Here is an 18,091-nt window from a genome sequence, read left to right on the forward strand (position 1 = left end):
CAAATAGGACGGGTTGCCGCGGCACTCTTCCAGCACTGTGCTAGTGGATTGGTTGCGATTCGGTCAGCGGAAAGATCAGCGGAAAGATCAGCGTATGTTCGTCGTGAGCGCGAGCAACTTGAGAAGCGCGGGCGCGCGATTGGACGGCGACCAGACAGCCGAAAATGGGATCGTTTCAGGCTCGTCCCGGATCGGCCGGAAAGCGACATTCGCCGTGCTGTCCGCTGCGCCTTCCTCGACGAAAAGCGAAATTCCGTGTCCGATCGCTACCATAGACAGCAGGGTGCTGCGCTCAACATCAAAACGCTGGATTGTTGGCGTTAGCCATTTGCCGGCCGCCCGCGCCACTATAAGGTCGTGAACCTGTGGGCCGGTGCCGCTATGACGGACGAGGAAAGTTTCGTCCGCAAGGTGAAGCCATTCCACATCCGATTGTGCCGCCAGAGGATGCTTGACCGGCAGCGCAACCATCAGGCGGTCGCGCCAGATCACCCGGGAATTAAGGTCGGGAATTTGATGGGTGCAGGCCATGAAGGCGACATCGAGCCTGCCTTCGCGGATCATGAATTGGGCGTCTCTAGCCGTTCCCTCGACAACGTGCAGCCGGATACCGGGATGGTCGGTGTGGAACTGCTCCAATAGCCGGTCGAGAAAGCAGCCAGGGGTGAGCGCATGCACGCCAATGCGAAGTTCTCCGGCCTCGCCGCGCGCTTGCATCCCGGCGATCTTGATGGCGCGGTCGAGGATGCCCATGGCCTCACCGACCTGATCGACGAAGCGGCGTCCGGCTTCGGTCAGGCGGACGCCTCGCGTGTTGCGGTCGAAGAGAACGATGCCAAGGTCTTCCTCCAGCGCCTTTATCCGAGCGCTGACGCTCGATTGACTTGTGCCGAGCGCGAGCGCGGCACGATTGAAGCTGAGATACTCAGCAACGGCGAGTGCCTGGATCAGGGCGATCATGGGGACGCGGCTTCGAAGGATCGAAAGAGGAGATCCTATTTCGGGTTCTTTTCTCTGTCTCCTTCGCATGTCGTTCACCGCCAAGCTGAACGTCACGCTTCATCAGCGGAGGCGTAGTTCTTTAACAAGAGGATGCTGTAGCAGCTACGAATGCAACGACATTCAGGCGGATCGATTTTCGTGATCAAAATTTGATTATGCTTTGCGTCAACCCAATGACGGCTTGCCGATATCTCACTCCACGGATGGCGCATCATGGTTGGCCCTCCGTGATCACTTCATCGCGGCGTTCGCGGCGGTTTCTCGCGGGAAGCTCGCTGTTGACCAGCCATAACGCGATGCTGATCAGAATACCTCCACAGGCTTGGAGCCAGGAGAGCGTGGCGCCGAGTATGAAGTAAGACAGAATAACCGTGAACAAAGGGGCCAGGAAAAGGAAGCCGCTCGTCTTTGTTGCTCCCCCCTTGTTCAACGCTACGAACCACAAGCCGAAGGAGCCTGTTGAGGCGGGGATCGCAAGCCAGAAGAACCAACCCCACTGCTCCCTCGTGACGGCTGTGGGCCACTGTTCGACCGTGCCGTATGCAAGGCCCAGAACGGCGATCGAGCCGATCAGCATCTGCCAGAAGCTTAACCCCCATGGACCAAACGGCAGATTGGCGCGCTTGTTGATGATCGTCGCTGTCGCCCAGCAAAGGGCGGATGCGAGGCCGATGATTTCGCCGATCAAGGTTTCGCCACCGGAGAGCATGTCTGGCCCGAGACCTATCGCGAGACCGACACCGATGGCGCCGAGGAAAAGGCCGGCCAATCTTCCACGGTGGAGCTTCTCGCCGAGAAAGAACCGACCCAGCACCGCGACCCAGATCGGATTGGTGAAAAGCAAAATGGCGGCGGTGGACGCGGATACGAACTGCATTGCCCAGAAGAGTAGCCCCATGACCGCTGCCGTCTGGACCAGTCCAATAAGGATCACCAGAGAAAGGTCACGCAGACCAACTCGGCGCGGAAAAAGTGCCTGTCTGAGGCTGCCCTTGTCGAGAAGGACCAAAGGGAGAGTGGCGAGCGCTGCGACGAGAAAACGCCATCCCACCAGCATCATCGTCGGAAAACCCTGCTGGATCAGGATTTTCCCTGCGACGAAGCTGGACCCCATCAGAAAGGTTGATGCAATCAGTGTTATAAAAAACGGTACCTGAGAAACCGGCGTAGGTTGCGACCGCGTGGCCATGATTATGCTCCCTTGCCGGGTGTGGTGAATTTTGTAATAAGTTCGGCAAGAGCTTCGGGCGCATCTTCCGGCAGAAAATGCCCGGCCTGTTCTATGACTTCGAACTGGCCATTTGCCACTGTCCGGGCCAGACGTTCGCCAAGCGCTTTCGGCTGGAACACATCATTGTCGCCCCAGATAACGAGTGTGGGGGCCTCCAATCTCTCGACGGCATCCATCCGCGACGAAAGATCCTCCGTCCGCAGCCCGCGTGCCACCCGTAAATAGGCACGCCTCCCTTCAACGCCCCGGAAGGGGCGCTCGTAGGCTTCGATCAGTTCTGACGTGATCTTGTCGGGATGGACCATTCCGCGGGCAAATCCTTTAGCTAACCCCTTCTTCAGATCGAAGTCGGGCGCTTCGAGGATGCCGTCCCAGACGGGGTCCTTCAGTCTGGCGATACCCGGCTCGGGAAAGGAATCGTAGACGATGGAATCGACGAGGATGAGCCGTTCGATGATTTCAGGATGATCGACGGCAATCAGTTGAACGATACCACCGCCAATGTCGTGGCCAACGAGCGTTCCCCGTGCCCAGCCAAGCGCTAACAGCGCCTGCACAACGATATCGGATTGACCCTGTATACCGAGGTCGGCAACCAGCGGCTTGTCACTTTCACCATAGCCGAGAAGGTCAAGCGCGATGACCTCCCTACCAGCCGAGACGAGAGCGGGAATGATCTTCCGCCAGAGATGACGACTGGTCGGAATTCCGTGAATAAGCGCAATCTTGGGACCATTCCCCAAGTGCGTATATGCGATTTGATGGCCGCCGATGCTCAATCGACCATTTTGGCTGACATCAATGCTCATGAGCGTCCTGCCTGTTGCGGGCGCGAAAAGCCGCCCCCTTGGCTCGGCTTCCGCACCGATCCATTGAACACCAGCGCCGCCGCGAGCTGCGGGAAGTGTCGAGGAAGAGCATTCGGCAATCAGGCTGCTCACACGCCTTGATGCGTGTCCGTAGGGGGCTGCCGAGTAGGTCGATCGCATCCCTCGCAATTGTTGCGAGTGCTGTCTGGAATGGATCGTCGGCAAACAGCTTTACCGTCACCGACTTCGCATCGAGTTTCGGCACCGCCAATGGGAGCGCCGCCATTTCGTTCAGCGTTGCGACCGCATCTGCGGGCAAATCGCGCTCGGCGGCCGCCGCATCGGCAACTGCCCATATCGCTTCCCGGAGCTTTTCGAGGTCGGACGTCTGCTCAGGGGAAAGTGCCAGCAACTCATGGCTCAGACCAGCATCGCGCAGCCAACGAGCCGGTGCGCCTGATGACGCCAGCACGTCTTGCGGCTCGGAAGCCCTGCGACGGACGGTTGCCGGAAGATCCAAGGCAATACGGCCAGAATTGAATCGGAATTCATCTACGTTGATCATGCAAACCGTATAAACCGGTTTGTTAGGTTATTCAAGTCTTCACCACCTGAGGGTCACCTGCCGACTACTGCCTCCGAAGACATCCTGACGCCGACGTGCTGAGCCAATTCCACGCTACGCCGCCTCTGGGGGCACTGTCGCCGCGGACTCGTTCACGTCGCCCCCGTTCGCACGCCGACAGAGCGCGCCAACAGCTCGCCGCACAGCTCCGTTGTTCACTTGCCCCCGGTGACATCGAGAAATGTTCCGGTGATGAAGGAGGCTTCGTCACTCGACAGCCACACGATCGCGCGGGCGACCTCTTCCGGTTGGCCACCCCTTCCCATGGGGATCGTGTCCCTGACCCGATCCACTCGCCCCGGCTCTCCGCCGCTGGCGTGCATCTCGGTATAGATGTGGCCGGGACGAATGCAGCATACGCGTATTCCCTCCCGCGCAACTTCCTTTGAGAAGCCGATGGTGAATGTTTCCAGGGCACCCTTGGAGGCCGCGTAGTCGACATATTCGTTCGGGCTGCCGAGCCGGGCCGATGCCGACGAAATGTTGATCACGACACCACCCCGCCCGTTGTGGCGGGTGGACATCCGCCTAGCCGCCTGCTGGGCGCAGAGCATCGGGCCGATCGCGTTGACCGCGAATATCCGTTGCATGCGCTCGAAGCCGAGGTTTTCCAGGCGGGACTGCTGCGCAATGATCCCGGCATTGTTCACCAGCACATCGATCCGGCCAAACTCCCGGTCGATCACGGAGAAAAGCTGGGTGATTTGCTCGGGATCGGCACTATCTGCCTGTACGGCCACAGCCCGGCGCCCGGCTGCTTCCACATCCGCTGTGACCGCATGAGCGGCGGCCTCATTGGAAACGAAAGTGAGGACGACATCATAGCCTCTGGCAGCGGCAAGCCGCGCCGTCGCAGCGCCCACGCCACGGCTTCCTCCGGTTATCAGCATCAGCGGTGTCGGCGAAACGGTATTCATTTCCTGGCCTTTCTCTGGGATTGAATGAGGCCGGTCAGGAGCCGGCCGGTTATTTGAGCTTCAGAATGGTTTATGCGACCGTTGTGATCTCGGCTGCCGGACTTCGCAGGTGGGGGGCTAGCGCCAGTACGAGCGGAATGATCAGAACGGCGGTGGCAGCCGCCGCAAAAACGCCGATCGTTCGGTTGCTGTGATCGGCGATTGCGCCATAAAGGATCGGGGCGAGACCACCGGAACCGATAACGCTCGTATAGAAGATTGCGAAAGCTCGACCGGTATCGCCGTCCGACAGTTCAGGCACGGTGCCGTAGAGCACCGACGATGTGCCGTTGAGAACAATGCCGAGCAGCGGCAGCAGGATGAGCGTCAAGGGCAGCGGCGTGAACATCGTCGCGACGATCAGCGAGGCGGTCATGGCCTCGGCTACCATCACGGTCCTGACGACGCCCAGCCTTTCTCCAAGCCCGCCGAAAACTGCTTTCCCGAACGCTCCACCGATAAACAGCAGGGCTAGAGCGATGCCGACCGTTGGAAGCCCGCCACCACGTCCCTGAACAAGAAAGGGAAGGAACAGGAGATACCCCATGCGGGTGGCGGTATCGAAGCCGCCGATCACTGTGAGAATACGAAAACCGCTGCGTCGGCGGCTGATGGTCGCCTGTCTCTTGCTTTCCGTGGCGACGGAAACGGGCGGCACCAGCCGAGCCAGAGTCAAGATCAAAGCGGCTCCGAGCATTGCCATCAATCCGAGCACTGGCCGCCATGCCAGAACCGTCAGCAGCAATGCGACAAGCGCCGGCAAGACGGCCTTTCCGAGATCGCCCGCGAAATTATAGATACCGAGGGGGCGTCGCGCGGCATCCCCATAACTGTCGGTGACAAGGAGGGAGGCCCGGGGGTGCTGAATGCTCGATCCAATGCCGGCCACGACGAGGCCGACACAGAGCCCCGTCAGCCCCAATGGCAGAGCCATAATCCCAAGGCCGGCTGCCGCGATAGCTGTGGAGAGGATCAGCGCTGCGCGTGGCGACCAGCCGCTAAGGAGTCGGTTGGCGGGTAGCTGAAGGCCGCCCATGGTCGCGTAGTAGAGGGCACGGATAACGGCAAGAGCCGCATAGGACAGCCCGAACTGCGCCTGCCATACCGGCATAAAGGCATAAAGGGAGTCGGTGTATCCATCATGCAGGGCATGTGCGAGGCTTGCTCCGACGAGGCTACGTTTTTGATTATTCCATCGATTGCTGCGGTTCATCTCTCACTGGTCTGCCTAGAATGCTTTTTTTACCTTGCCATGTCTGGCCATCTTATCATTCGACGGTATACGTGTGAGCTTTCATCGACTAGTATGGATTTGCTCACGCATATCGTTCGCTTTTCTCACGGATACAGGATGCGCCGTCTTCCCCCGTTGAGGCGTATTGCCCCATCAGGCGGTTTCGTGAGCTAGGCGCCAGATCTAGGCCCAGTGCCGTAAAAGAATAATCCAGCGCGTCGCCTGTCACCTGCCAGAAGTCCGCGTATTGGTGGCAAAGGGTGCGCAAGCGGGTGTATTCGATTTGTTTGTCACGCCAGAGAGCAGCCAGTTGCGCGCCTTTTCCGGGAAACAGCTCCTCGGCCATGGAGCTAACCGAATAAACATCGAATAGGGTCCCATAGGCGTCAAAAGCGATTGCTTTGAGGGGCATTATTTGTAATCCATCGTGTTAAGTTTATTTTTTTGAGAACATGAGGCATGTGGCCCGGGAACTTAAAAGCCAGACCACACGATAATTGCCCAAGAATTATAGCACAAGCTCGCTGCATCATCCGACATTTCCCAAGTGGCCTGCCGCTTGACTTCAAGATCGCCTGATTTTGCTCGCTGGGCAAGCGTTTTTCGCCCCGAGCGGTGTCTGTCGTCGCGCAAACGGCCGAAGTCGGGTGGATCAAGCCTCGAACCCGCAGCATTCTGGCCCGGCAGAGCCGCTTTTCCGCGCGGCAGACGGACCTGTCCTGCCGCTTTCGTTCAGCTTGGGCATGGATCGTGGTCATGCGCATGACGGAGGCGTTCGAAGACGGCGGATGGCGGCAAGGACGGCCCGCACCATCGGGCCGGTGACGGCGACCTCGGCCAACTGGAAGGTAATGGCGCGGGCGTGGCGGACGACGCGGGCGCCGATCTTGATCAGCTTGAGTTGCAGGCTGGTCAACGACCAGTCCGCCATGGCCTCGGGCAGTTCGATGCAGCGCAGGAAGGTTGCCAGGTTGTAGGCCAGCGCGTGCAGTTGCAGCCGCACCTCGTTGTGCCGGAACTTCCGGCATGACAGCCGCGTCCAGCGAAAGGCATATTTGCCTTCCTTGATGTGCTGCTCTGCGGTGCCGCGCTGGTTGTAGAACCTCACCACCCAGTCTGGCTCCATCGGCAGGTTGGTGACGATGAAGCCGACTTTGGGGAACAGCTCGCCCGGATGCCATTCGATCTTGGCGATGACGCGGCGCGGCTTGTCCCAGGACGCCGCCTGATACTCGAAGTCCTCGAAGAACCGTTTGACCTTGGTCAGCGAAGGCCGTCCCACGGGCCGTGTCAGCCGATGCGCGATCTTCTCGCGCAAGACGGCGTTGGCGGGCAGACGGATGGCGTAGAAGAACCTGGCTTCTTCCAGCCGCATATAGATCGCGGGGATCGCGTAGGCAGCGTCGGCCCGGAAGAAGCGTCCACCAAGGTCGCGGCCAGCATATCGGGCAATGACGGGATCAAGGACATCCCGCCAGCCATCGGCGCTGTGGACATTGCCGTTACGCAGGGCGCAGCGCTCCAGCATGCCAAACTGGTTGAACAAGAAGATGGGGTGATAGCAGGTGCAGTCGAAATGCCCGTTCCAGGCAGCACCTTCCTGATCGCCGTGGGTGGGGCTGACCGAGCTGTCCATGTCCAGCACGATGTATTTCAACCCGTTGCGGTCATGAAACCGGTCGATCCATTGGCCGTTCAGATCGGCCAGCGCCGCCCGGTTCGCGGCCAGAGCCAGCGTCTCGGTCTCGAACCGTCCCATCTGCGATGCCGAAGCAGCTTGCGCCTCGACGGCCCTGCCGCCAACGACCTGACGCATCACGGGATCGAGGGCCAAGCGGTCGGCATCGTTCACATCCTCGTATCCGGCCAGTCGTCCGAACACCGATTGCCGGAACAATCCGTCAAGCCGATGGAGCGTGTTCTTCCCGGTGCGGCTGTCTCGCAGCGCCTCCGACGCCAGATTGGACAGGCCGAGCACGTCATCAAGCTCGCGCATCACCAGCAGGCCACCGTCTGAACTGATCTGCGCACCACGGAACTCCAGACGCACACGGCGGTCGAAATCAACCCGATCTCCCCGCGCCAAGCCCGCACCCTCCAGGTGATCCATGAAACGCGCCCCTCGCAGCCGTCAACGCCATGATTTATATGCGAAATATCACGATTACGACAGCGAAATCAGCGACTTACTTGGAGAATGTGGGGTTGAATGCCCTGCGCATATTCGAAGTGGCTGCCCGGACGGGGAGCTATGCCGAGGCAGGAGGTGAACTCGGCCTCACCCATGGCGCGGTGAGCCGGCAGATCGCCGCGTTGGAAGGCTGGCTGGGGCAGAGGCTGTTCGTGCGGGATGGCCGCCGCATGGTCGCCACGCCAACGGCGAAAATCTTCGCCGCCGAGGTCGGGCTTTCATTCGACCGTCTGGCGGTCGCGGCAGAAGCCTGCGGTCGCCCGACGGCACGTCGCATCCTGCGCGTGAGCGCCCCGACCAGCCTGGCAATGCGCTGGCTCATCCCCCGGCTCGGTCGCTATCATGTCGATCACCCACATGTCGAAGTCGTCGTTACGACCGTATCCTGCGTGCAGGAAGAGTTGCGCGGCGGCGTTGATCTCTCGATCCGGCGCGGCGTTGCACGGGCTGATATCTGGCCCCAGCACCATGTCATTCCGGTGCTGGACGACGTGGATACATTGATCATGAGCCCTGCCTTGTTCGCCAAGCGCCCGATCCTCAAGCCGACGGACATTGAGGAGCATACGCTGCTTGCCAGCGAAACACGTCCCGGCGATTGGGTGAACTGGCTGGAAGCGGCAGACCTCCAGCACCTGGTCGGACTGCCGCGTCAGACATTTGACCACTTCTTCGTGGCGCGCCAGGCGGCGGAAGACGGGCTTGGCATCGGGATCGGCCCGCTTCCCATGCTGGACATCGACATTGCCAACGGAAGGCTGATGACGCCTCTGCCGGACATCCGGGTTCCGAGGACGGGATATGTCGCGGTCATCCCCCGTCAGGCCGATCCTGGAAGTCTGGTTCGCGGTTTCGTTGACTGGCTCGTTGCGGAGGCGAATAACGACTGACGAAGCTCAGCGGACAATCGACGATGCCTTTAGTGCCCGCTCGGCCCCGGCCAGCCGTCTCTCGACGCAGGCCGGGTCGTTACCGAAAATGGCGAACCCCTCAGATTCGCATTCCGCCGGAAACCTCGATCCGCTGTGCGTTCACCCAGCGATGATCCTCCGACAGCAGCGAGGCAATCATCGGCCCGATGTCGTCTGGCTGGCCCGGTCGGCCAAGAGCGGTCATCCCGGCAATAGCCTTGGCGACATCAGGATTATCGCGCACGACACCGCCGCTGAAATCGGTTGCAATAGCACCGGGCGCAACGCAATTAACGGCGATCCGTCGCTCGCCCAGCTCGAACGCCATATATTTGGTCATCGTTTCGACAGCAGCCTTCATCGTGGCGTAGGCGGCGCGGTTCGCCATGATGATCCGCGTCAGGCCCGATGAAATATTCACGATACGACCACCATCCCTGAGCAGGGGCGCAAGCTTCCGGGTGAGGAAGAAAACGCCCTTCACATGAATCCGATAGAGCGTATCGAATTCCTCTTCCTGCGCGTTCAGGAAACCCATGCCGCTGGAATTGCCGGCGTTGTTGACGAGGTAGTCTATTTTCTCGCTGCCAAGAGCTTGGAGTGTCTGCTGGATGCTGATGACAAATGCGTCGAAGCTGCTGGTATCACTCGTATCCAGTTGGAGCGCTACGGCCTTGCCGCCAGCTTTCTCGATCAGGCTGACGACCTTGTCGGCTTCCGACCTGTTCGTGTTGTAGGTGAAGATCGAAGTGACGCCGCGACGGGCGAGCGCTTCGACGGTGGAGCGGCCCAGGCCGCGGCTGCCGCCAGTAACCAATGCGATGGGAACGTGATCTGTCATAAGGATCTCCTGAGATTGATGATCCCAATATAGATGCATGGTCCGAACGGATTAGATCGCGATTGCCGCCCATACTGTTTTGCCATACAGAATAATCGCCATGGATAGATTGTCCTCTATGGAATTATTCGTGCGGATCGTGGAGCGCGCCAGCTTCAGCGCGGCGGCCGCAGATGTCGGCGTTTCACGCCCCGTCGCGACCGCAACCATCAAGGAGTTGGAGCGCCGGCTCGGCACACGTCTGCTCCAGCGCACCACACGGCATGTCCAGCCGACTGTCGAGGGAGAAATATACTATCGCCGTTGCATGGCCATTCTCGCTGACATCGAAGATGCCGACAGGAGTGTGAGCGGCGCCGTGACTGGCCTGCTGCGGGTTGACGTGGCCGGCAACCTTGCACGAACGATGCTGTTGCCTTCGTTGCCTGCTTTTTTAGCCCAGCATCCTTTACTCACGGTTCATCTCCGAGAAAGCGAGCGCTATGTCGATCTGGTGCGTGAGGGTGTTGATTGCGTCGTCCGCAGTGGGCAGCTCTCCGACAGCGACATGATCGTACGACCTATAGGCGCCATGGGGGAAATCACCTGCGCGAGTCCGGACTATCTGGCAAGGCATGGCAATCCGTTGTCACCCGACGCCCTCGAAGGTCACACGATGATCGGCTTCGTGTCATCGCGCACCGACCGCGTTATGCCGCTGGAGTTCACGGTAGATGGAAGGGCCGTCGAGGTCGCGCTGCCTTCGCGTGTTCTGGTTTCCGGTGCGGATATGAATGCAGGGGCGGCACGTCTCGGACTTGGCTTGGCGCAGGCGCCGCGCAGTCGGTTCGAGGATGATCTTGCCTCAGGCGCTCTTGTAGAAGTGCTACCCGAGTTTGCTCCGCCAGAAACGCCCATTTCTGTGCTGTATCCCAACAATCGCCATCTTTCTCAGCGGGTACGCGTGTTTGTCGATTGGCTTGTCGCCACGCTGAAACCCAGGCTCTCCTAAATACTTAGCCCTCTCTGCTTCCCCAACTGCCACGACACCGAACCGCCTTGCACAATGCCTGTGACTTCGCGATCGAGCTGACGGTCGATGAGGGGCCGCCACGGAACAAGCGTGAACTCGTGGCTCTGCTCGACCACGGCGAACTTACCGCTCGATAGCTGAACCGTCCCGGTGAACTTGCCGCTAATCTTCTCCCCGTCCGCCGCCGCCCGAAAAGGCAGCGCCTTGCTCTCGGCCATTTCCGCGCCGGCGCGAGCGACTTCGCGCTCCCGCAGCGTGGCGAGGAGGCTGCGCCGGTAGAAGATGCGGCCGTCCCGCGCGCGGCTGGCGTCACCCTGTTCGATATGATGCTCTCGGCGCTGGTCCATCGCCTCGCGCACCTGCTGGCCGAACCCGGCCGGTGCGAGATCCGATGCGTCGGGCGTAACCAATCGCCGGTCGAGCCAGGTCGCACCATCGGACCCGATCTGGCTTTCCAGATTGAAGGTCGAAATGACGCGGATGCTGGCCTGCCGGTTTCGGCCTGCACCATAGGCGGCAGCGCGACTCTCCAAGTCCTCTGGGATGCGCCATTGGTCGACGTCGATCCGCTCGACGATCCCGGCACGGCGCAACGCTTCCAGCCGGCGCACATGGGCATCGACAAAGCCCTCATAGTCGCCGCCCGGAACGCGCCCCTCGAACTTCGCCCGTTCAAGATGGCGGCTCGGGCGATAGGCGCCGTCCTCGGCTATGGATGCAATGGTCCGGTCGGATGGCCGCTGCGCCGTATCGGCCGGGCCGATCTCGATGACGCTGCCGATCCGGGCGTCCTCGACGCGGGCCGGGTCGATGCCCGGAAAGTGGTGCGTCCGGCCGTCGATGCCGTCCACCACCACGGTCAGGTTCTCGCCCATCTCGTCGGTCAGATACTTGTCCACGACCCGGCCGACTATGGGCGTCTCGGGCGCGGCATCATGAAGCTGGAACGTCATCGGATCGCGTTCCAATCCATCGGCCTTCAGCGCCTTGTGCATATTGCGGATGATGTCGCCGCGCTCGCCCAGCTCGCGCAAGGCCGGCTCCATCCGTTCGCTCAACTCCCAGACGCCGGGCGCATGTTCGGTGGCGAGGCCCATCTGCTCCAGCTTGCCCAGACGGCGCAGGCGCAGCGTCCGGTCGAACTGGCGACGCGGATCGTCGGGTTCATGGCGCAGGTCGATGAAGCGTTCATCGGCTTCCTCGGTCATCGCCCGGTCGATGCGGGTGAAGCGGTCCTGATCGACTTCAGCCGAGAGCTTGCGCGTCTGCTCGATCTCGGTGACGGGACCAAGCTCCATCGTGGTCAACTCGCTCGCCCGCTCGCGGATGCCGTTGGCGAGATAGTCGCCGTTGATGACCAGGTTCTCGCCCAGGTCATCCTTGCCCCGGACGATGACATGCACATGGGGATGGCCGGTATTGTAGTGATTGACCGCTACCCAATCGAGCTTGGTGCCAAGGTCGGTTTCGATCTGGCGCATGAGGTCGCGGGTGTGCGCGGTCAGGTCGGTGAGATCCGCGCCGTCTTCCGGCGAAACGATGAACCGGAACTGATGCCGATCCTCCTTGCCGCGATCGAAGAAAGCATCGCCATCGGCGCGGTCCTCGGTGGCGGAATAAAGCTGGCCGCGCTCGCCGTCGCGGGACGTACCGTCCCGCTGGATATAGCGCAGATGGGCAGCGGCCTTGCCGTTCTTTCCGGCCTGCTGGACATAGCGGGTTTTCACGACGACGCGGCGCATTCCCGGCGTGCTGTGCTTCCAGCCGCCCGACAAGGTGCGGGCACGCACGAAGGTCGCGCCGCGTCCACGCTTGAGGCCCGGCCCGCCGCTCGTCCGCGATGCCTCGCCGCCCTTTGTGGTGGCTGACGATCTGGAGCGTGGCGAGAATGATGCGGATGACCGCGACAGGCTGTTGCTGTGCTGGCGGGCGAGTTTCTTCGCCTGCGTCAGAAAGCTCTTCGCCTTGCCGAGCTTGGGGGTATCGGCGCGGATGCCTCCGGGCTTCGGTCGGAAGCGGTTTTCATCGTCGGCGCTCATGGCTGCGCCTCCGGCCAAAATCGTGGAAAATCGGGCGTTCGGCGGCTATGGTGCCGGTCGAAACCCAGCAAAGCCAAGGCTTTGCGCAAAATCACGGCTCGCGCCGTCCAAATACAGGGTGCCGCTCGCGGCTCTCCTAACCAGTGTGCAGACAACAATAATTTCGAGAACATGGGCGCCGTGGTGCCATGTTCCTTTATCTTGCCCTCCCTTCCTGCCTTCTCTTCTGCCCTTCCTACCCGGATACCAGACAGGAAGAATCCTGCCTGGCTGAACACCGGAACGGATCGCGCCGAGCGCGGGAATACGCCTCTCATGGCGCACTCCCGTCGTCGGCGCGGGCCACGAATATGCTGCCGGACGGCGGCTCCGTATTGGCGGCATCGCGCACCGGAACGGTCGCGCGGGTGTCGCCGGATTGCGCCTCGGACGACGGCGTAGCGGCAGTCCGCATGTCGGTCGAGCGCGTGACGAAGAGCGGAGCCGCGCGCCAGTCGGGCGGCGGTGGCGGTGCTGGCGCGGGTGTTTCACTCCCGGCCGAGCCGCCCAAGACCGGCGCGAGCGCGGCGACATAGGCGCGCGTCTCGGTGGGCAAGGCGCGACCTGTCGTGCGATGTTCGTCGTAGCGGCCGGGACCGGCATTGTAGGCCGCAAGCATCGCGGCGACATTGCCGTAGCGGTCCCACATTTCGCGCAGATACGCCGCGCCCGCCATGATGTTGTCGCGTGGGTCGTAGGGATCGCGACCGAGGCCATGACGGACGCGCAGGCCCGCCCAGGTGTCGGGCATGACCTGCATCAATCCCATCGCCCCGGCTGATGAGATTGCGCGCACGTCGCCCGCGCTCTCGGCGCGCAGCACGGCGCGAATCCAGTGCTCTGGAACGCCGAAACGGTGCGAGGCTTCGGTGATGAAGCCAGCATACGGATCGGCGGGATTCACGCGCGCAACGGGCGCCGCCTGCGCCCATACGGCGACCGGGCAGGCTGCGACCGCGAGCACGCCAGCCAGCAGGAGACCGGCATATCGCCCGATCTCCCTGCCTCCGTTCGACCTCCAGCCTGCCAGCGTGCTCGCTGCGGTCAAGGGCAAGGCGCAAGCGCCGGCCGGGGGCCGCCCCTGACCTTCGCTGCGCGCGCCGGCCGTCCGGTGGCCGAGCGGGACGACGGGATGAGACGGCTTTTCCGCGAACAACGGGATGAAGGTTTTGAGCGCGGGGATGACGCGATAGCGCATGGCTTTCAGTCCCGCCCGCCGCGCGGCTTCGGGCGGCTCCAGTGCAGCGACCACGCCGTCTTGTCGTTGCTGTTCTGGAAGAGGTTGGCGCGGATCGGCTGCGGCAAGGCGGGATCGTCGATGACCAGCGAAATGTAGTCACCGGCCTTTTCCCCGACCTCCTTCCAGCCCGCGCCGACCTCCGGGCCATCCTCTGCGCCGTGAAGAACGCGATAGGCGGGCGCGTTCTCCGCGTCCGATGGTTCGGCGGGAACAATGGTCAGTTCGCGGTAAAGGGTGAGCGTATGAACACAGCCCACGAAGTTTTCGTTTTCGGCGGTGAATTGACCGATCTGTGGCACGACAGTCTCCTTGGCGGTGAGGTTGAAAAGACCTTCGGCGGGCTCCGCTACCGCTGATGGGAAAGCGGTCATTGCGTCGGCGCGCGCCATTCGTAGCGGCCGTCGCCTTCCTCATCGGTCCAGAGCGGGAGCGCCCGGCCGATGACGGAACTTGCGGGGATAGGTCCGAAGTAACGGCCGTCCAGACTGTCACGGACCTCCCAATTCATCAGGAAGATTTCGCTATCGCCGATGACGCGGCAGCCCTGCCAGACCGGCAGATCGCGGCCGATCCGGTCGCGGTCCAGCGCTTCGCCCATCTCCACGCCATCGACGGTGATCGCGCGGCCGGTGCGGCAAACCCGCTGTCCGGGCAAACCGAGGACGCGCTTCAGGAGTGGCACGCCGCGCCCGACATAACCGCGCTCGACCATGAAGTCGGCGAGCGGTTCGGGCGGCATGATTGCGACCAGTTCGGGCACCTCGATCCGCTCGGCGGGTGCGACGGTGTAGAAACCGATGGGCGCGCTGGCGGTGGCGTTCCAGATCAGTTTCGTGGGCGTCGGGATGAACGCCGCGATGGCCACGCCCATCGCCGCGAAATACGTCACCATGACGTAGCCGAACCGCGTCATGGCTCGATCCTCCGGCGATTGAGCCAGGCGGCGTGTCGTTCCGGCGTGTAATCGCGCGGCTCCAGACCGGCGGTCAGGCGGTTTTGAACGTGCCGCCAGTGATCGGGCGCGGCGTCTGCCGGATCGAGGCCGAGCGCTTCCACCGCGTCGATGGCGGCGAGCGCGCGCTCCACCTTTGTCCAGCTATCGAGGCGCAGCAGGATGTCGCCGCCGGGACGGACGAAGGGCAGCGTCTGGAACGGCTCGCCGCGGCCAATGGCGCGCACGATGTCGATGCGCGAAGTGACAGTTCCATGCTCGCCCGCCGCCCAGCGGACGAAGGCGAAGACACTTTCCGGCGCGAAGCCGACGAGGCTGCGGCGACGGTCGATGATCTGTTCGTAGCTCTTGCGGCCGAACCGTATCCAGCGCTCGACCTTGCGCTTGTCGAAAGTCAGTTCGACCAATGTGGTGAAGGGCGCAGGCCCGTCCGGCAACGGACGGCCGTGCAAGCGGCGGGCCGCGTTGCCGGTCATGTCGGATCTCCTTCGATGAATGGAAATTCGTGCGCGAGCAGGTCGCGCAGCATGTCGGTGACGGTGATGCCGCGCCGGAAGGCCGCGACCTTGATGCGCCCGCGCAACTCGGGCGTGATGTCGATCGTCAGGCGGGCGGTGAAAGCCTCGCCAGCGGCCTTGCCGGTCTCCGGCGTGTCGGCAGCCTTGATCCAGCTATCGGGATTGCCCGGACGGGACGCGAAGCCGGGCTTGCGGGTGCGTCCGGTCATGGCGCGGACCTCCCCATACCGATGCTGTCGATCTCGGCGGCAAGCGCGGCAATCTCGCGCGTGGCCCGGCTGTCGGCGTCGATCTCGGATGCCAGTCGGCCGGACTGCGCGGCGTCCGCGAAGACGACGCGCTGGCCGATGGTCGTGGCAAGCACCGGCGGATCGTGATCGGCAAGCGTCTCAGCCGTCTCGCGGGCGATGACGGTGCGGGCGCCGCAACGGTTGAGCACGAAACGGGCGGCGAGGTCTGGCCGGTAGATGCGCGCTTCCCTGAGAAGCGCCAGCATCTCGGCCGAGGCCCAGCCATCGAAGGGAGATGGCTGCACCGGGATCAGCACCAGGTTGGCGGCGAGCAGCGCCGAGCGCATCAGAGCGGCGACACGGGGCGGCCCGTCGATGACGACGACATCGGCGTCACGGGCCAGCTCCGGTGCTTCCCGGTGCAAGGTGTCACGGGCCAGGCCGATGGTGCTGAACAGCCTTGGCAGCCCTTCATGGCTGCGTGTCTGTGACCAATCGAGCGCGGAGCCTTGCGGATCGGCGTCGATCAGGACGACGCGCTGGCCGCGCTGCGCCCAGGCTCCGGCGAGATGTAGCGCCAGCGTGGTCTTGCCGACGCCACCCTTCTGGTTGAGGAGTGCGACGATCATGGCGCACCTCGGCGCCCGAAACCAGCACTGGCACCGGCACCACGGATCGCGTGCGCGCGCGTCAAAAAAGAAGAGTTAGATTCTTTGTTAGATTCTTCTATAGAGTCCGGCGCGCTATTTGCGCCTAATGTCCCGATACTGCGTGCGCCTAATGTCCCGATAGGTTTCACATGGTTATCCACAGGCACTGTGGATAGATTTTCGGGCAGGAAACGCAGCAGTTCGCGCCCGTCTTCCCATTTGCTCTGGAGCAGGTAGCCGGGCAGAGATTGACGTGCCGCGATCCTGCGCAGGTCGAGCGCAAAGTCGGACGGCCGCGCCGCACTGCCGGATTTCTGGTGAAGGTGGGAAACCTCGAACGCCCAACCCTCGGGCTGGCGTCCGGCGTGTTTACGGGCGACGCGATACAGCCAGCGCTCGATCCCGCCGGTCAGCCGGAAATAGGCCGGGTCGATGGTCAGGACCAGCGAACGGTCGATGACGCTGTTGTAGAACCATTCGGGCAGGACGAACTCCATGCCCTCGACGCGGCCGGCGCGCGTCGTCATTTCCTCCCACTCGTTGATCCATGAGAATTGCCGCCGCCGCCAATGCTTGCCGTTGCGGATGGTGGTGGCGATGACGGTGGATTGCAGGCGGGCGAGCGCGGCTTTCAGCAGCAGATAATCGCGATTGCCGGTCGCCCGCCCGATCGAACGCAGAAGCTGATAGGGCATGAAGCGGAAGAACCGCGACGTGGGGATGCCGTTGTTCTCTGCCGCGACGATCTGCGAGGCGGCCCAGATCAGCACATCGGCATCCCAGATCGTCGCCATGCCATGTTCGGGCATGGCCAGCACCTGCACCTCGACATCGGCGGCCCGGTAGAGGATCGGCGTAGTGCGGGGCCGCTTCGCCAACGAGAAGAATGGCCGCTCCATCAAATCGCGCTGGTCGCGCGGCGTGGCGTCGCCGGTCGCCACTACAAACGGGTCCAGGCGAGTGCGCTCACTGGCGTCGGTCGGCTGCGTGGGTCTGGGATCGTCGTCGCGCAGCATTTACAGCTCGTCCCGCTCTTGCGGCGTCAGCGGACGAGCGGGAAAGACGGTGCCGGCGTTTTCGTCGCGGGTGGATTTGCGGGTGCCGATGGCGCTCCATGCTTCCAGATCACGGACGGCGTAGAGGACGCGGCCGCCGATCTTGCGGTAGGTCGGGCCGGTGCCATAGGTGCGATGCTTCTCAAGGGTGCGGATGGACAAGCCGAGGAAGCGCGCGGCTTCCTTTGTGCGCAGCAGGCGCGGCGGCAGGTCCGCATTGGGGCGGATGGCCATGGAATCTCTCCGGTTCGTCAGACAGGCGGCTGTCGAAGCGACAGCGGGCTGTGGCGGACGATGGCGAGGGATCGGCGGCCTGTAGCGTGCCGCAGTTGCGCCTATGCGCTGGCGGCACCCCCTGATGGGTGATTGTCAGCCGGAAAAGGTGAGAGATTTCAGTGGCTCAATGCCCATCGCGCCAAATTGCCGAAGACATTCGCGCGCGGGTCGGCTAATAATGCGGGTGGAGCAGACGCGCTGCTCTGGGGCGTAGTAACCCCTGTTGACGGTTGGTGCCGGCCGTGACGGCACCACACTCCTTGACCCTATGGTCGGGGAG

The 18,091-nt window shown here is 62.5% G+C and carries 20 protein-coding genes; 2 read left to right on the forward strand and 18 right to left on the reverse strand.

The features are described 5' to 3' along the window. Nucleotides 1-87 precede the first annotated feature (87 nt). From MKS82_RS09945 to MKS82_RS09980, 8 genes are all read right to left on the reverse strand, one after another. Nucleotides 88-960 carry a LysR family transcriptional regulator gene (locus MKS82_RS09945; RefSeq protein ID WP_240578685.1) on the reverse strand — a complete coding sequence of 291 codons (873 nt, stop codon included), beginning with the start codon at nt 958-960 and terminating at the stop codon, nt 88-90. A 253-nt stretch (nt 961-1,213) separates the two neighbouring features. Next, nucleotides 1,214-2,191, reverse strand: coding sequence for a DMT family transporter (locus MKS82_RS09950; RefSeq protein ID WP_240578686.1), 978 nt, complete (start codon nt 2,189-2,191; stop codon nt 1,214-1,216). A gap of 2 nt (nt 2,192-2,193) precedes the next feature. After that, complete coding sequence (locus MKS82_RS09955) at nt 2,194-3,042, reverse strand: alpha/beta fold hydrolase (protein WP_240578687.1); 849 nt, start codon at nt 3,040-3,042, stop codon at nt 2,194-2,196. After that, complete coding sequence (locus tag MKS82_RS09960; protein ID WP_240578688.1) at nt 3,032-3,607, reverse strand: CGNR zinc finger domain-containing protein; 576 nt, start codon at nt 3,605-3,607, stop codon at nt 3,032-3,034. The genes MKS82_RS09955 and MKS82_RS09960 overlap by 11 nt, the downstream gene beginning before the upstream one ends. Nucleotides 3,608-3,822: 215 nt before the next feature. Further along, the gene (locus tag MKS82_RS09965; RefSeq protein WP_240578689.1) at nt 3,823-4,584 is read right to left on the reverse strand and encodes an SDR family oxidoreductase; all 762 of its coding nucleotides are present in this window, start codon (nt 4,582-4,584) and stop codon (nt 3,823-3,825) included. Nucleotides 4,585-4,654: 70 nt separating this feature from the next. Beyond that, entirely contained in the window at nt 4,655-5,836 is a 1,182-nt protein-coding gene (locus MKS82_RS09970) for an MFS transporter (RefSeq protein ID WP_240578690.1), read from the reverse strand. A gap of 103 nt (nt 5,837-5,939) precedes the next feature. Beyond that, nucleotides 5,940-6,269, reverse strand: a complete 330-nt coding sequence (locus MKS82_RS09975; RefSeq protein WP_240578691.1) for a hypothetical protein — start codon at nt 6,267-6,269, stop codon at nt 5,940-5,942. Between the two features lie 342 nt (nt 6,270-6,611). Next, nucleotides 6,612-7,967: an IS1380-like element ISPme1 family transposase gene (locus MKS82_RS09980; RefSeq protein WP_012112698.1), complete on the reverse strand. Its 1,356-nt coding sequence runs from the start codon at nt 7,965-7,967 to the stop codon at nt 6,612-6,614. A gap of 95 nt (nt 7,968-8,062) precedes the next feature. On the opposite strand from MKS82_RS09980, the gene MKS82_RS09985 reads away from it, so the two are divergent. Further along, nucleotides 8,063-8,938, forward strand: a complete 876-nt coding sequence (locus MKS82_RS09985; RefSeq protein ID WP_240578692.1) for a LysR substrate-binding domain-containing protein — start codon at nt 8,063-8,065, stop codon at nt 8,936-8,938. Between the two features lie 100 nt (nt 8,939-9,038). On the opposite strand, the gene MKS82_RS09990 is transcribed toward MKS82_RS09985, so the two are convergent. After that, nucleotides 9,039-9,800, reverse strand: a complete 762-nt coding sequence (locus tag MKS82_RS09990; RefSeq protein WP_240578693.1) for an SDR family oxidoreductase — start codon at nt 9,798-9,800, stop codon at nt 9,039-9,041. A gap of 100 nt (nt 9,801-9,900) precedes the next feature. Between MKS82_RS09990 and MKS82_RS09995 the strand changes: the two genes are divergently transcribed. Continuing rightward, nucleotides 9,901-10,791, forward strand: a complete 891-nt coding sequence (locus tag MKS82_RS09995; RefSeq protein WP_240578694.1) for a LysR family transcriptional regulator — start codon at nt 9,901-9,903, stop codon at nt 10,789-10,791. Here MKS82_RS09995 and MKS82_RS29660 read toward each other — a convergent pair. The 9 genes from MKS82_RS29660 to MKS82_RS10040 all read right to left on the reverse strand — a co-directional run bounded on the left by MKS82_RS29660 (nt 10,788) and on the right by MKS82_RS10040 (nt 17,769). Further along, a complete protein-coding gene (locus MKS82_RS29660; protein ID WP_445558073.1) occupies nt 10,788-12,851 on the reverse strand; it encodes a relaxase/mobilization nuclease domain-containing protein in 2,064 nt (687 codons plus the stop codon). The genes MKS82_RS09995 and MKS82_RS29660 overlap by 4 nt on opposite strands. Before the next feature lie 313 nt (nt 12,852-13,164). Then, nucleotides 13,165-14,088, reverse strand: a complete 924-nt coding sequence (locus MKS82_RS10005; RefSeq protein ID WP_240578695.1) for a lytic transglycosylase domain-containing protein — start codon at nt 14,086-14,088, stop codon at nt 13,165-13,167. A 5-nt stretch (nt 14,089-14,093) separates the two neighbouring features. After that, a complete protein-coding gene (locus tag MKS82_RS10010) occupies nt 14,094-14,429 on the reverse strand; it encodes a DUF736 domain-containing protein (RefSeq protein ID WP_240579018.1) in 336 nt (111 codons plus the stop codon). A gap of 68 nt (nt 14,430-14,497) precedes the next feature. Then, a complete protein-coding gene (locus MKS82_RS10015) occupies nt 14,498-15,043 on the reverse strand; it encodes a S26 family signal peptidase (RefSeq protein ID WP_240578696.1) in 546 nt (181 codons plus the stop codon). Beyond that, nucleotides 15,040-15,558 carry a DUF2840 domain-containing protein gene (locus MKS82_RS10020; protein WP_240578697.1) on the reverse strand — a complete coding sequence of 173 codons (519 nt, stop codon included), beginning with the start codon at nt 15,556-15,558 and terminating at the stop codon, nt 15,040-15,042. Before MKS82_RS10020 ends, MKS82_RS10015 begins: the two co-directional genes overlap by 4 nt. Next, entirely contained in the window at nt 15,555-15,809 is a 255-nt protein-coding gene (locus MKS82_RS10025) for a hypothetical protein (protein ID WP_240578698.1), read from the reverse strand. Before MKS82_RS10025 ends, MKS82_RS10020 begins: the two co-directional genes overlap by 4 nt. Further along, nucleotides 15,806-16,459, reverse strand: coding sequence for a ParA family partition ATPase (gene parA, locus MKS82_RS10030; protein WP_240578699.1), 654 nt, complete (start codon nt 16,457-16,459; stop codon nt 15,806-15,808). The genes MKS82_RS10025 and parA overlap by 4 nt, the downstream gene beginning before the upstream one ends. Then, nucleotides 16,456-17,496, reverse strand: a complete 1,041-nt coding sequence (locus MKS82_RS10035; RefSeq protein ID WP_240578700.1) for a replication initiator protein A — start codon at nt 17,494-17,496, stop codon at nt 16,456-16,458. Before MKS82_RS10035 ends, parA begins: the two co-directional genes overlap by 4 nt. Continuing rightward, nucleotides 17,497-17,769: a helix-turn-helix transcriptional regulator gene (locus tag MKS82_RS10040; RefSeq protein ID WP_240578701.1), complete on the reverse strand. Its 273-nt coding sequence runs from the start codon at nt 17,767-17,769 to the stop codon at nt 17,497-17,499. Nucleotides 17,770-18,091: the final 322 nt, after the last annotated feature.

This window comes from Ochrobactrum sp. A-1, assembly GCF_022488005.1.
Classification (GTDB): Bacteria; Pseudomonadota; Alphaproteobacteria; order Rhizobiales; family Rhizobiaceae; genus Brucella.